The organism is Thermodesulfitimonas sp., assembly GCF_052743955.1.
The window spans coordinates 1-12529 of record NZ_JBRAIN010000057.1; the positions used below are offsets into that span (position 1 = coordinate 1).

The following is a 12529-nucleotide window of genomic DNA, read 5'->3' on the forward strand; positions in this document are numbered from 1 at the left end:
AAGTTTTGCGGGCCCACCCGGCGGGTCTTTCGCTTAACCAGATCGTTGAGGCGGTAAACTTCTGGCGCCCGGCTACGCCACAAGCGGTGGAAGGGGTGCTGCGGCGTTTCCCGTTTTTCCTCCAGCAGGGCGATAACTGGTCCTACAGCAGTGCGACACAGGCGGCCTACGATATGGTGATGAAACGCTTTCTTGACCTGCTCCGGGGACAGAAGAAGCGCCACCTTGCGGAGCGTGAGGCGTGGCAGAAGCGGTTGCGGGAGCTGCGGGCGCAGCTTAGCGAGGTAAGCGCCGCCTACCAGCAGGCGGCGGCGGCACTTGCCCAGCAGGCGCGCTACCGGGAGCAATATGAAGATTTAAGTGCTCAGCTTTCCGAAAAAGAACTGCTGCTTATGCTTAGGAAGCGGGAGCTTGTTTATTACCGCGACCAGATAAAAAGGTTGGAGGATAAGGCCCAGAGCATTCTTCACCAATGCCGGCTCTGGGTTAGTAGGGCCCGGGAGGGCGAAAAGGAAATTATGCGTCTAAACGAGGTTATCGCCGGGCTTAACGAGACTATCGCCAGCCTAAAGGCAGAGCTTAATCATGAAAAGGAGAAAGAACGCGAGAGCAGGACGCGGCTTGCAGAGGTTCGCGATCAGTACGGCACTCAAGTAGCGAACTTGCAACGGGAGCTTATCGACTTGAAACAAAAACTACAACAGACTACGGCGCGGTACGGGGAAAACGAGCGGCGCCTGACCGCTGAGAACGCCCGGCTGTCAAGTGAACTGCAGCGAGTTCTGAGCGCGGGGCGGGAACTTGAAAGGGATTTACCGGCTGTTGCAGCAGGAACTCAATTGCCTGCGGGAAGATTACCGGCAGTTAGAACGCTGCTTCAAGCACCCTCTGGTGCGTCTGGTGAGCAAGCTAAGTTTGTTTTTCGCTAGGTAATGGCTTGCATAAAAAGAACTGCTCGCGGGTTAAAATAATAGTCCGGGAAAGGAGGAGAGGATGAAACCGCGAATAGCGCTGTTTTTGCTTGTTTTTGTGGTGGCCTTTTGGTGGCCGGGGGGCACGACGCGGGTTGCAGCTGGGGAACTCTCTTATGCGGTGGTTCCCGGGGATACCCTCTGGGGTATTAGCCGTGCTTACGGCGTGACGGTAGAAGGGCTTATGGAAGCGAACGATTTAGATAGCCCGCTTATCTTCCCCGGTCAGGTCCTCAAAATCGCGTCCGGCTCGCAGTTGCCGGTAAGCAAGGAGGACCTGCAACTTATGGCGCGGGTGATCAACGCGGAGGCGCGGGGAGAGAGCTTTACGGGTAAGGTGGCTGTTGGTGCGGTCATTATGAATCGTCTGCGCCACCCAGCTTTCCCGAAGACCGTACGGGGGGTAATCTTTCAGTGCACCAACGGCATTTACGAGTTTACCCCGGTGGCTGACGGCTCAATTAATCTGGAGCCGGACGAGGAGGCTTACAGAGCGGCGGAGCTTGCGGTTCGGGGCGTAGACCCGACGAACAGCGCGCTCTTCTTCTATAACCCGCAAACGGCACAAGACCGTTGGATCCGCACCCTACCGGTTACTGCTTCCATCGGCAATCACGTTTTTGCTACTAGTACAATCACTAACATCTGAACTAAAAACCGCCTTTCGGCGGTTTTTTTTAATTTAACGGGAAAATTGTTTTTAACGCGGAGGATTCCGCCATTTTTTACCGAAAGCTAAAGTTAGTTTGAGTTGGGAAAGCTACTTCCGGAGTTATTCCCGGGGTGAGGTGAAGGGTTTTGCGTGCACTTGATGCCATCTTCCGCCCCCAAAGTATTGCTGTTGTCGGGGCTTCGAAAAGCCGGGAAAAGCTGGGGAACGTTATTCTCCGAAACATTCTTGGGAGCGGTTACAAAGGCGTTGTTTTTCCCGTTAACCCTAAAGAAACAGAGATAGAGGGGCTTAAAGCTTACCCGGCGGTTTCCGCCATCGGTAAGGCGGTTGATCTGGCAGTGGTGGTGGTTCCGGCAGAACGGGCCCTCGACGTGACCCGGGATTGTGGTAAAGCGGGGGTCAAGGGCCTCGTCGTGATTTCGGCGGGCTTCAAGGAGGTGGGGAAGGAGGGGTTGGCCCGGGAAAAGGAACTGGTTGAGATTTGCCGCGCCCATAATATGCTTCTCTTGGGGCCAAACTGCGTGGGGATCATAGATACACACACGCCGCTTAACGCCTCCTTTGCGGCGGGCTTTCCCTTGCGGGGAGAGATCGCCTTTATTTCCCAGAGTGGGGCGATGCTGGTTGCCATTCTTGATTGGAGCGTGAAGACGGGCCTCGGCTTTTCGCGTTTTGTGAGCATGGGGAATAAGGCGGACCTGAACGAGGCTGACTTTATCGCGGACGCAGTCAGCGACCCGAATACAAAAGTCATCCTTTGCTACATCGAAGATGTGAAGGACGGCGAACATTTCTTGCGAGTGGCGGATGAGGCGACCAGGTACAAGCCGGTTATCGTCTTAAAGTCGGGGACGAGCCAGGCCGGCGCGCAGGCCGCTTCGTCCCATACTGGCGCCCTGGCGGGCTCGGACCTGGCATACGAGACGGCTTTCAAACAGACCGGCATCATTCGGGTCCGCACGATGAGCGAGCTTTTCGATCTGGCGGTTGTTTTCACCCGTCAGCCGGTGCCGCGCGGCCGCCGGGTGGCGGTGGTCACCAATGCGGGGGGGCCGGGCATCGTGGCGACGGATAGCATAGAGGCGGGCGGACTGGATATGGCTCGCTTCAACAGGGAGACGATAGAGACGTTGCGGGGGGAATTACCTGCGGAGGCGAACGTTTTCAACCCGGTGGATGTGCTCGGTGACGCACGGACGGAACGTTTTCGCTTTGCTATGGAGAAGGTGCTGAGCGATGAGAATGTGGACAGCGCGGTGGTTCTGCTCTGCCCCACGGCGGTAGCGGAGCCGGTGGAGACGGCTGAGGCGATCCTGGCGGTGAAAGAAAAATACCCCCAAAAGCCGGTTCTGGCAGTCTATATGGGTGGTGAAAGCCTAGTGCCGGGGGCGGAGCTCCTCACTGAAAGGGGTATCCCCTGCTTCACCTTTCCGGAGTTAGCGGTACGGGCTCTCGGGGGGCTAGTTAACTACGGCCGCATCAAGGAGCGCCCGGCAAAAGGGGAGTTACCTGTTTACCCGGACGTGACCCCGGAGGTTGTCCGCCGGGTATTTAACCGTGTTTGGGAGGACCGGCGCCGGACGCTGCTCGGCAGCGAGGCGATGGAGGTTGCGGCGGCTTACGGCATCCCGGTGGCACCGGTAAAGCTGGCGCGGCGGGCGGCCGAGGCGGTGACCTACGCGGCGGAGCTTGGCTACCCGGTGGTGCTGAAGGTGGCTTCGCCGGATATCATCCACAAGACCGACATCGGCGGTGTGCGCGTTGGACTTCAGACGCCGGAGCAAATCAGGGAGGCTTTCTGGGAGATAATGGAGCGGGTCTACGAACATTTACCGCGAGCGCTGGTTTATGGCGTTGAGGTCCAAAAGATGTATCCCAAGGGAACCGAGCTGATCGTGGGTGTTACGCGGGATATCCAGTTTGGCCCCCTGGTTGCTTTTGGCCTCGGTGGTATTTATGTCAACCTTTTGAAAGATGTGGCCTTCCGCCTCGTTTGGGGTATGGGTGAGCAGCAGGTCGAGGAAATGATCAAGGAAACAAAGGCCTACTCGCTCCTGCGCGGTTACCGGGGCGAGAAACCGCGCGACATTGGGGCGCTCGTTAACGTCATTAGTCGCGTGGGGCGCTTAGTGAGCGACTTTCCGGAGATCGTAGAGATGGATATCAACCCGGTTTTCGCTTACGAACAAGGGGCGGTGGCGTTGGACGTCAAGATTATAATTGGGTGAGGTGAGAGCATGGCGAACCTCTATCTTATCGGCAGGACGGGGAGCGGTAAAACAGCAATTGCTCTAGGACTGGCCCTTGAGCTTCAGGAGCAGGGGATGCGGCTGGGCTACTTTAAACCTATAGGAAGCCCCCCCGGTGCCGTCGGGGTAGAAGACCGGGACGGGCTGTTGATGCGGGAGACGCTTAAGCTAAACTTAGAAGTGCGGGAACTTGTGCCGCTCGCCTTTGGGGCGTACTATATCTCCACCTACAAGGATGCTGAGCGCTGCCGGCAGCTGGTTAGGGAGGCGTACGCAAAGGCCAGTGCGGGAACCGATGCGGTTTTGATCGACGGCACGGCACAGCCCTGGGCTATGGCGGCTTTTGGCCTCGATGCGGTGAGCCTAGCGCGGGAGTTTGGCGCGGTGCTTCTCTATGTCCTGCGGCCTGCTAATGACCGGAGCCTTGACGACGCGGCGTTCATCGCGCGTTGCGCCCGGGAAGCGCAGGTGCTTTTTGCCGGCGTTATCTTCAACAACGTGCCCCGGGTGCTGCTGGCGAAGACGGAAGGTATTTACCGGGAAGTACTTGCGACCCGCGGTATCGAGACGCTCGGGATAATTCCGAGCCGGGTAGAGCTGAGCGCGCCGACGGTGGCTGAGTTTTACGAAATCCTTGGCGGGGATATCCTCACCGGCGAGGATAAGCTGGATAATATTGTTGAGGATGTGCTGGTCGGCGCAATGACGATCGAAAGCGCGCTCGGTTACTTCCGACGTTCGGCGAATAAGGCGGTGGTAACGGGGGGTGACCGGGCCGATATTGCGCTGGCTGCGCTCGAAACCGATACCTCGGTTTTAATCCTTACGGGAGGGCTTTATCCGGACGTTAAGGTTGTGGCCCGGGCGGCGGAAAAAGGGGTGCCGGTAATTCTGGTCCATTACGATACCTACACGACGGTCGAACGGCTGGCGGAGGTGAGCCGGGTGGTGCGTCCGGGTGATGCGCGGGCCATCGCCCTGGCCCGAGAAAGCGTTACCCGGTATTGTGACGTGGCGAAACTAACGGGTCTGATCCGCGGGTAGGTTCTCAAAGCGTCGGTTCGAGTGCCCTTTGGGGGCAGAATACCAGGCCGTAGACGCCGGGACCGGTGTGGGCGGCCACTACCGCACCGATGGTGTTAGTTTTTACCGTGCTTCCCGGCGGGAGCCCGGAGAGGAGGCCGGCGAGCGTTGTTGCTGCTTCGAGGTTGTCGCCTGTTAGGACCTGACAGAAAAGGGGCCGGTCTCCGGCTGCCGCAACAGCGATTTCGGCCAGGCGTCGCAAGGCCGTCTTCTGTCCCCGGACCTTTTCAAAGGGCTGGATGACGCCGTCTGCGAGAGTCAGGATCGGGTTTATCTTCAGGATGGTCCCAAGTAGGGCCTGAGCTCCGCCGATCCGCCCGCCCCGGTGGAGATATTCAAGGGACTCTATGGAAAAGTAGACCTTGATAGCCGTTATCAGCTGATCGATGAGCGAGAGGACCTCGGGACGGGTCTTCCCTTCCTGGGCGGCCTTAGCGGCGGCGCGGACTACAAGCCCAAGGGCACCGGCTACCAGCCGGGAGTCAATAACGGTGATGTCGGCTTCGGACGACAGTGAACGGGCGGTTTCGGCGGCGTTCACAGTGCTGCTTAGCTTGCGGGAAATGTGAATCGAGACGATGCTTTTCGCCCTTGTGAGCAGATGCCGGTAGGCGGCTTCGAATTCTCCCGGCGAGGGCTGCGAAGTGGTAGCCACTTCACCGGCACGCAGGCGCTGGTAAAAGGTAGCGCGGTTAATATCTACCCCGTCCCGGTAGACTTCCCGCCCAAAGATCACCTTTAGGGGAACGATGGTGATGCCCATTTCCTGCGCTAGCGCTGGCGGCAGGTCGGCGGTACTGTCGGTAACGACAGCTACTTCCCGCAAGAGTCTTCCCTCCCGAATAAACCTCTGCCACAAACGGGTTTCTACTGGAGCAACTTGCTACTCGGCAGCGATCAGGAAGTGGTAGTAAGGCTGGCCTCCGAACTGCACTTCGATTTCCGTTTCTGGGAAAAGCGCAGATTGGCGCGCGGCGAGGGATTCGGCCAGCGCGGCCTCCACTTCCTGCCCGTAATAAAGGGTGACGATTTCCTTTCCGGCAGCAATTTTCTGGATAGCCGCAAACGCAACTTCGCCAAGATCGCTTCCGGCAGCGAGCAGTTCGTCGTTGCTAAGAGCAATGAATTCGCCCTTCTTAAAAAGTTTTCCTTCCATCCGCGCCTCTTTAAAGGCGTAGGTAATTTCCGCCGTAACGACTCTTTCGGCGGCAGCGGTTATTTTGCCGGCATTTTCGGCCCCACCGGTTTCGGGTTTGAAAGCGAGCAGGGCGACGAGCCCCTGCGGCATCGTGGTTGTGGGCACCACGAGCACTTCCTTGCGGGTGAGATTTTGTACCTGCCGCGCGGCCAGGAGAATGTTGGGGTTATTCGGGAGAATAATAACGGTCCGGGCCCCTAAATTTTCTACCGCGGCAGCGATTTCCCCTGTACTCGGGTTCATTGTCTGCCTGCCGGGAACAACGGCTGCCCCCAGGTTAGTGAAGAGCGCTGTAAACCCGCCTCCTGCCGCCACGGCCACCACGGCCACACCGGCCTGCGGCTCTATTTTCTCCCGGTGCTGGTCGCGCATGTTGCTGATGCGAATGTTGTGCAGGGACCCGTATTTTAGGCCCGCTTCGAGGATGATTCCCGGATGGTCGGTATGGATGTGAACGCGCAGGAGGTCGCCTTCGCCTGCAACCAGGAGGCAGTCGCCGTGAGGCCGCAAAGCTTCCTGGAGGGCGCTGCTACTGAGCCCTGGCCCCTTGACCAAAAATTCGGTGCAGTAGGTGTAATTAATGCTTTCTTCCTCACCGGAGGGGAAGAGGCCCGGTGGTGCCGCCGCGCCGTCCACCCGGTCAGCTGCCGGGCCGGTCTGCTTGCGGGAATTACTTTTTCCCGTGGTGGCACGCAAGGCCCCTTCGAGGATAGCGGTAAAGCCGCGCCCCCCGGCATCAACCACGCCGGCTTCCTTAAGGGAGGGGAGAAATTCGGGTGTCTGGGCCAGGCTCCGGTTTGCGGTTCTGAGGATGAACGCGAGGAGGCGCAAAAGGTTGCGGGTGCGGTGGGCTGAAATCTGCGCCCCGGCTGCGGTTTCCCGCACCACCGTGAGGATTGTTCCCTCGACCGGGTTGCCTACCGCCCGGTAGGCGTGCTCTGCGCCTGCAGCGATAGCGGCAGCAATTTCCTCAAGCCCCAGCCGTCTTCTTTCCCTTGAGCGCGGCGGCGAAACCGTGAATAATCTGGGAGAGGATCACCCCGGAGTTGCCCCGGCCCCCTATCAATGCGCCCCGGGCGGCGGCTGCGGCTACCAGGTCGATGGAGTGCGGTGCCGGGTCGCCGATTGCGGCAACAGCGGCTTCAAGGGTAGCGCACATGTTGGTGCCGGTATCACCGTCGGGGACGGGAAAAATGTTGAGCGCATTTATCTCTTCGCGATTCTCCTGGAGCCAGGCAAGAGCTTGCTTCAAGAGCCGGGCCAGGATGGTGCCATCGATTTTATCAGCTCTCAAAAGGGCTCTCCCTTCCACATCCTTTACTGGTTTACCTGGCCAAGCGGCGGGAAGGTGTTCGCGTCGGGGTTTCCCGGAGGAACGGGTATTCCCGGTTCCTCCCCGTATACCGGCTGGCCGGTTGTATCTTGCGAAGCTGTGCTGCCATGGAGGTTGCAGCGCTCCGTTGGCACTCTTTCGGCGTAGTCCTTGACGAACGGGGGGACGCTGTACGGGCACTTAATCAGGACTTTGGTTATCCGTTCAGGGCAGTTTTCGGTCGCCAAGAGGCCGGAGGCAGCGCAAATTTCCACCAGTACCCTGGTATCGTCAACTTTTGTGGGCACGGTGCCGGCAGCAAAGAGATCGGTAACCTGTTCGTTCGGAGGCGTAAGTGGTCCCGGCAAAAGCCCCGATTTTTTATCTACTGTTGCCACCACGATCCCTGAGGGGCGGGCAAAGTTGTGGAGCGGTGTTCCCTGAAGCGCTTTACTCATGATCTGGTGCCAGATCATTGCGGGATAGCGCCCGCCATACTCCCGGGGCATTTCCCGTGGGATATCGTGGCCGATCCAGACAACGGCTACGAGTTCCGGGGTGTAGCCGCAAAACCAGATGTCCTTGCTATCGTCTGTCGTGCCGGTTTTCCCCGCGACAGGGCGGGAACCAAGGCGCGCTCGCGTGCCCGTACCGTATTCCACTGCAGAGCGGAGCATATCGGTCACCAGGTAGGCAGTGGTCGGCTTCATCACGCGGACCATCTTAGGCTTAAACTCGTCGAGAACGACGCCGTTTCGCGCCTCGACTCTCGTTATGGCTGTGGGCGTAATATAAACCCCCTGGTTGGCAAAAGCGGCGTAGGCCTGCGCCATCTGTAGGGGGGTAACCCCTTTATGAAGTCCACCCAGGGCAAGGCTCAAGCCCTCATTGCCCGGCGAAAATTCGAACCCGAACCGGGACGCGAAATTGATCGCCTTTTGCAGGCCGACGCTGTGGAGCAATTTGACCGCCGGGATGTTTATCGAATAGGCGAGGGCAGTGCGCAAGGTGATAAAACCCCGGTACTGGCCGTCGTAGTTCTTGGGCTGGTAGCCGCCAAACTGAACCGGCACATCGTCTACGACTGTTGCCGGGCCGTAACCGAGGTACTCTATAGCCGGTGCGTAGGCGATGAGGGGCTTGAAAGCGGATCCCGGTTGCCGGTGGATGTCCGTGGCGCGGTTGAGGCCCCGCTGGTGGGTGTACTCTCGCCCGCCGACCAGCGCCCTGATCTGGCCGGTATAGGGGTCAATTACCACTACTGCTCCCTGCGGTTCAAGCTGCCCTGCTGCATCGCGGTATGAGGGCGGGAAGTTTTTCGGGTCTGCGAGTGCCTGCTCGGCTATCTCCTGGATGCGCGGGTCGAGGGTGGTATAAACTTTAAGGCCGCCCTGGAAAACTTGGTTGACACCGTACTTTTCCACTAATTCGTCCGTAACGTAATCGACAAAATAGGGGTGCGGGTATTTTTTGCCTGTAGCCTTGCCGGGTTTTAGGTTCAAGGGTTCAGCTTTTGCGGCCTGGGCCTCCGCTGCCGTGATAAATCCGTAACGGACCATATTATCGAGAATTACGTTCCGCCGGTTGAGGGCTGCCTCGGGGTTCCGGATGGGTGAATAAAGGGAAGGGGCTTTCGGGAGCCCGGCCAAGAGGGCGCCTTCAGGCAAAGTCAACTCGCTCACATCTTTGTCGAAGTAGGTCTTTGCCGCCGCCTGGATACCGTAAGCCCCTTCACCGAAGTAGATGTGGTTCAGGTAAAGCTCGAGGATCTCCTGTTTCCGGTAGTGACGTTCGATTTCCAAGGCTAAGATTGCTTCCTGGATTTTACGTTTTAGCGTCTGTTCCGGCGTCAAAAAACAATTCTTTGCGAGTTGCTGGGTGATGGTGCTGCCGCCTTCCTGGATGCCGCGGCCCCGGAGGTTGTGGTAGAGGGCACGGGCGATTGCCCGCGGGTCGACGCCGATATGTTCGTAGAACCGGACGTCTTCCGCGGCAAGAAAGGTGTTCTGAACTTCGAGCGGGATGGCGCTGAGTTTTACGGGAATACGGTTCTGGAGGCCTATCTCGGTGATAATGTGGCTGTTTTTGTCGTAAAGAAGGGTGGCGAAAGAGCCTTCTAACTGGTTGGGGTCAAAGGCCGGGATATCCTTTAAGCTGTAAACCACCATGCCACACGCGCTCAACGCCAGGGCAAAAAAAGAGAGCAGTAGGATCAGCAGCGCGAGCCGCCATGGATTAAGCCGTTTCTGCTTCCGGTTCCGAGAAACCACCAAACCGCCTCGCCCTTGCGAATTATACGGCTAAATTATAACACATTCTTCTTCTTGGCTGCGCTTAAGTTTTCCCTGCGCGCTGCTGCCTTGTCAGCTATTTGGGCGCGTTGCTATAATGTTTAAAACTTTTCAGAAGGCAGGATGGAGACGTGAAGACTCTTGCTGAGCAGATGGAGCTCATCCGCCGGGGAACAGTCGAGATTATCCTGGAAGAGGAACTCGAGAAGAAACTAAAACGTGCTATTGCGACCGGCCAACCGCTCAAGGTGAAACTCGGCCTTGACCCCACCGCCCCCGATATTCATCTCGGGCACACGGTTGTTCTTCAGAAAATGCGCCACTTCCAGGAACTTGGGCACCGGGCCATTATTATCCTCGGGGATTTTACAGCCCGGATCGGTGATCCGACCGGGAAAATAGAAACCCGCAAGCAGCTGAGCGAAGAGGAAGTACGGGCTAACGCCCGCACTTACGAAGAGCAGATTTTCAAGATTCTCGATCCGGATAAGACCGAGGTCGTTTTTAATAGCTCCTGGCTGGCACCGCTCACCTTTGCGGAAGTAATCAAGCTGGCTGCGAACTATACAGTGGCCCGGATGTTAGAACGCGAAGACTTCAGTAAGCGCTTTAAGGCTGGGCTGCCGATCTCGATTCACGAATTTTTCTACCCGCTGATGCAGGGTTATGATTCGGTTGCCCTTGCGGCGGACGTGGAACTCGGCGGCACAGACCAGAAGTTCAACCTCCTGATGGGGCGAACATTACAGGTAGCTTACGGCCAGGAACCCCAGGTGGCCATTACGATGCCGCTGCTCGAAGGGCTCGACGGTGTGCAGAAGATGTCTAAAAGCGTGGGTAATTACGTGGGGATAACGGAGCCGCCCGGGGAGATGTACGGTAAACTGATGTCCCTGCCCGATACACTGATCGTGCGTTACTTGGAACTGGTTACTCCCGTGCCGCTTGCAGAAGTAAGGGCAATCGCAGCTGGTTTGGAAAACGGCACTCTTCACCCGCGAGACGCAAAGATGCGGTTAGCCCGGGAAGTGGTAAGCCAGTTTCACTCGCCGGAAGCTGCAGCCAAAGCGGAGGCGGGGTTCATTCGGGTTTTTCGAGAGCGGGAGTTGCCGGCGGAAATGCCGGAGTTTGCGGTCCCCAAAGAGATGCTCGAAAACGGCCGGGTTTCCCTGCCGCGGCTTTTGGTGGCGGCCGGTCTTGTCCCAAGCACCAGCGAAGCCCGGCGTCTTATCGCGCAGGGGGGGGTGCGGGTCAACGAAGAACGGGTTGGCGACCCTGCGGCGCGCATTATACCTGAGGCCGGGATGGTTTTGAGCATCGGCCGCCGCAAATTTATCCGCCTGAAAGTCTAAAAGTTTCACCGATAGTCTTTATTGGCGCAGCCCCCTAATGGCTTCATAAATATTTATGGTAGAAGCCAAATAAATTTGTAGGGGAGAAAATTGTTTAGGCGCCGGCGGGTACGTCCCCTCGTATGGTTCTTTCTCTTTATTGGCTTATGCGGTGGGCTCTTTGTCTTTGTGGAACATAATCTTTTCCCCACCATTATGGCTATTGCCGAGGCTAAAGCTACGCAAATGTCGGTAGCGGCAGTTAACAACGCTGTACGAACTGAACTCCTTAGCCGTGGGATCCGTTACGAAGACCTAATCGCGATTCATAAGGACCAGGCAGGGCGAGTTGTCTTAATCCAGGCGAATGCGGTCAAAATTACCGAGATGGCTTCCGATGTGGCGGTGACGGTTGAGAAAAACCCTAGCTACATTACCTAAAGAGGAATTTGGTATCCCTTTGGGACAGGTACTAGGAAGTCAAATTCTGGCGAACTATGGGCCGCGCATCAAGGTACGTATCGTTCCGGTGGGTGCCGTCAAAGTTGAGATGCTCGAAAAGTTCGAGGCGGCGGGGATCAACCAGACGCGGCACCGTTTCTTTCTCCATCTTGATACGAGCGTCCGGATTGTGATTCCACTACAGAAAAAAGATGTGCGGGTCAATACGGAGATTCCACTGGTTGAGAACGTAATTGTGGGAACCGTACCGAGTACCTATGTTAGCGTTCCGGGATTAACAGAGTGGCTTTCGTCCAAATAAGGCGAGGTTGCTGGGGACCTAGGAGGAAAAGGGTTTGTCGGGGCCACAGGTTTCGCCAAAATTTTTGTTTTAAAAGGCGTTGACACGTTCGCGGGGGCTGTGCTATATTTTTATCTGCGCCCCTTGAGGGGTCTGGAAACAAAGAGGGATAAATTTCAGGCTTGACGGTGGGGCGCGGAAAGTGTAGAATTCGATCTTGCCTGCACCAAAATGGTCTTTGAAAACTGAACAGTGGTAGAGCGTAAGGATACCGCGTCCTTTGAGGGAAAGCAAGGAAGAAGGGTTAAGCCCTCATTAGGTCTTAAAGCGGAAGGAGAAGCTTGGGGTAGCATATCCGAGGTAGGAATCTCGGGGTGTTACTTCTAGGTAGAGGATTTAATGGAGGGTTTGATCCTGGCTCAGGACGAACGCTGGCGGCGTGCCTAACACATGCAAGTCGAGCGGGGGTATAAGGTAGCTTGCTACCTTATACCTTAGCGGCGGACGGGTGAGTAACGCGTGGATAACCTGCCCGGGAGACCGGGATAACCCTGGGAAACTGGGGCTAATACCGGATACACTTCTGTTGGGGCATCCTGGCGGAAGGAAAGGGGTTACCGCTCCCGGATGGGTCCGCGTCCCATTAGCTTGTTGGCGGGGTAACGGCCCACCAAGGCGA

The 12529-nt window shown here is 57.3% G+C and carries 10 protein-coding genes, 1 rRNA gene and 1 pseudogene; 8 read left to right on the forward strand and 4 right to left on the reverse strand.

Features of this window, described 5'->3' with window-relative positions; genetic code table 11:
* The 4 genes and pseudogenes from ACUVTA_RS06155 to ACUVTA_RS06170 all read left to right on the forward strand — a co-directional run.
* Positions 1-929 (forward strand): annotated as a pseudogene (locus ACUVTA_RS06155) (hypothetical protein); the annotation flags it as partial.
* Positions 930-993: 64 nt separating this feature from the next.
* Positions 994-1620: a cell wall hydrolase gene (locus ACUVTA_RS06160; RefSeq protein WP_445952092.1), complete on the forward strand. Its 627-nt coding sequence runs from the start codon at positions 994-996 to the stop codon at positions 1618-1620.
* A 149-nt stretch (positions 1621-1769) separates the two neighbouring features.
* A complete protein-coding gene (gene acs, locus ACUVTA_RS06165; protein WP_445952093.1) occupies positions 1770-3872 on the forward strand; it encodes an acetate--CoA ligase alpha subunit in 2103 nt (700 codons plus the stop codon).
* Positions 3873-3881: 9 nt separating this feature from the next.
* Positions 3882-4937 carry a phosphotransacetylase family protein gene (locus tag ACUVTA_RS06170; RefSeq protein ID WP_445952094.1) on the forward strand — a complete coding sequence of 352 codons (1056 nt, stop codon included), beginning with the start codon at positions 3882-3884 and terminating at the stop codon, positions 4935-4937.
* Between the two features lie 4 nt (positions 4938-4941).
* Here the strand turns inward: ACUVTA_RS06170 and ACUVTA_RS06175 are convergent, their stop codons facing one another.
* Genes ACUVTA_RS06175 through ACUVTA_RS06190 form a run of 4 tightly spaced genes read right to left on the reverse strand, consistent with a single transcriptional unit; the run spans position 4942 to position 9756 of the window.
* Complete coding sequence (locus ACUVTA_RS06175) at positions 4942-5802, reverse strand: DegV family protein (protein ID WP_445952095.1); 861 nt, start codon at positions 5800-5802, stop codon at positions 4942-4944.
* A gap of 57 nt (positions 5803-5859) precedes the next feature.
* Positions 5860-7155 carry a DAK2 domain-containing protein gene (locus tag ACUVTA_RS06180; RefSeq protein WP_445952101.1) on the reverse strand — a complete coding sequence of 432 codons (1296 nt, stop codon included), beginning with the start codon at positions 7153-7155 and terminating at the stop codon, positions 5860-5862.
* Complete coding sequence (locus tag ACUVTA_RS06185) at positions 7145-7468, reverse strand: DAK2 domain-containing protein (protein ID WP_445952096.1); 324 nt, start codon at positions 7466-7468, stop codon at positions 7145-7147. Before ACUVTA_RS06185 ends, ACUVTA_RS06180 begins: the two co-directional genes overlap by 11 nt.
* Before the next feature lie 23 nt (positions 7469-7491).
* Complete coding sequence (locus ACUVTA_RS06190) at positions 7492-9756, reverse strand: transglycosylase domain-containing protein (RefSeq protein WP_445952097.1); 2265 nt, start codon at positions 9754-9756, stop codon at positions 7492-7494.
* Between the two features lie 152 nt (positions 9757-9908).
* Here ACUVTA_RS06190 and tyrS point away from each other — a divergent pair, with 152 nt between their 5' ends.
* The 4 genes from tyrS to ACUVTA_RS06210 all read left to right on the forward strand — a co-directional run.
* On the forward strand, positions 9909-11129 hold the full coding sequence (gene tyrS, locus ACUVTA_RS06195) for a tyrosine--tRNA ligase (RefSeq protein ID WP_445952098.1): 1221 nt from the start codon (positions 9909-9911) through the stop codon (positions 11127-11129).
* A gap of 90 nt (positions 11130-11219) precedes the next feature.
* Positions 11220-11549: a hypothetical protein gene (locus ACUVTA_RS06200; protein ID WP_445952099.1), complete on the forward strand. Its 330-nt coding sequence runs from the start codon at positions 11220-11222 to the stop codon at positions 11547-11549.
* 19 nt (positions 11550-11568) lie between these two features.
* Complete coding sequence (gene yunB, locus ACUVTA_RS06205) at positions 11569-11871, forward strand: sporulation protein YunB (protein ID WP_445952100.1); 303 nt, start codon at positions 11569-11571, stop codon at positions 11869-11871.
* 375 nt (positions 11872-12246) lie between these two features.
* Positions 12247-12529, forward strand: a 16S ribosomal RNA gene (locus ACUVTA_RS06210); the annotation flags it as partial.